The organism is Marinobacterium sp. MBR-111 (genome assembly GCF_040547585.1).
Taxonomy (GTDB): Bacteria; Pseudomonadota; Gammaproteobacteria; order Pseudomonadales; family Balneatricaceae; genus Marinobacterium; species Marinobacterium iners.
Map to the genome: position 1 here is coordinate 1 of NZ_JBEPQA010000073.1, position 1791 is coordinate 1791.

Annotated in this window: 1 protein-coding gene; it reads right to left on the reverse strand. The window is 55.7% G+C overall.

The window, feature by feature from the left end; genetic code table 11:
• Positions 1 to 1631: IS1634 family transposase (locus tag ABIE61_RS18730; protein ID WP_354412401.1), on the reverse strand; the 1631-nt coding region annotated here is incomplete at its 3' end.
• Between the last annotated feature and the right edge of the window lie 160 nt (positions 1632 to 1791).

Genomic DNA, 1791 nt, shown 5'->3' on the forward strand with positions numbered 1-1791 from the left:
AAGATATCCAGCTGCTCACGGCTCATACTGGACACGCCTGTCACGGTGCTGCCACCGAGGGTTGCCTGGTGATATTGGATACGCCGTAACTGCTCCAGTGCCCGCATGGGCGAATGCTCAGAGCCTGCTGCCTTTAAGCGCATCCGCATCACGCGGTGCAGAACCAAAGCGATAAAGCAGATCATGGCATGGGCTCTGATCCGCTCAGGCAGCCGGTGGTATACCGGGCCGATTTCGATATCCGATTTCAGCGCCTTGAAGCCTCGCTCGATGTCTGCCAGTGATTTGTAGTGTTTGACCACCTCTGTTGGTGACAGGTCCTTGACGTTGGTGACCAGCAGCAGCTTGCCATCCATCAGGCGTGCACGTTTCAGGGCTTTTTCGTCAATATCGTAGCTAAACAGTTCACTTTTCAGGTCAATACGCACGATTTTGGCCAACGAGGATTCGCTGACCTCTTTGTATAAACGGGCTGTTGCGCCGCCATCGGACAGTTTGCGACCGCGTGTGGTCTTGCCTTCATCCTGCCGGATAAGCTTCTCGGTCAGGCGCTGTGCTTCCTCTTCGATCGCGTTGATTCTGGCATCACGGGCCACGGTTTCATCGGCGGCACGTACGGGATCGTGGGCTACGATCAGGCGCTGCTCCTGCCAGTGTGTCTCTGTGATCACTTCCGCGTCGGCGGAGTCAAAAACCGTGCGCTGCAAGGGCTCCAGGATCGGTTCGAAGTCACTATAACGACGCCCGGGAACCGCCAGAATAAACTCAACCGGTTGACCGTTCGGCAGTGTCATCTGCTTCAGCTCATCCAGGTTGTCGACCGACAGTAACCCACGGTCCGCAACCACGACAATGCGTTTCACCGGGAAGCGCTCAATGATCGTTTTCAGGGTGGGCTGAAGCGTTTTAACTTCTGCTGTGTTGCCTTCAAACACCTCATGGTACAGCGGCAGTCCTTCGGCCGTCTGAACCATGCCCAGCATGACTTGACGACGGATGCCGCCGTCCTTGGAACGCCCGTACTGCCTGAGTTCTTCGTCCTGCTCGGTCAAGCCTTCGGCACGGATGGTGGTCATGTCGTAGAAGACGACTGACAGTTCCTGATCGATCAGCGGGCGCAGCAGTTCAATGACTTTGTCATTGACGGCATCGCGTTGGGTATTGAGCGCATCCATTGCCCGCAGCAGGTGCTGATGGTCGACTTTTTTGATACTGCCAACACCGGGAACACAGACAGTCTCCAGCCAGCGCAGCACGCCCAGTTTGGAGTCCGGCGAGGTCAGGCGATTCATGACCATAATGCGGATCAAGGCTTCGATCTGGATGCTGTGACGCGTACCGCGGAAGGCCTTGCGCAGCTGTTCAAAGCCGAGCGCATTCCAGAGCTGAGTCAGTGCCCAGACATCACCCAAGGCACGAGATGACTCAAAGCTGACGGCGGGCTTATCCGGCAGCGATCGCCCGGTAATTCGGCACAGACCTTCGACCACGGACTCCAACTCATCACCGAGCTTGTCGAGACGGCCGAGGGTCGCAATCGTGCGTTGTTTTGGGCGGCCGTTCTCGTCTCGATAGGCTTCAACGAGCTGCACATACTTGCGAGGGCCGGACTTGGTGACTTTGACGTACATGCCATGACTTTATCATCTCTTTATGACCTTTAAAACAGAAAAGATATCCACATGCATGCCACTACAGGGTTTTAGGCGTCTAAAAAGCGGAAACCCGCATGAATACTGGCCTGAGGCGTGTAAAAGAGACGATTTTCAGTGGATAACTGTCGAACTCGGG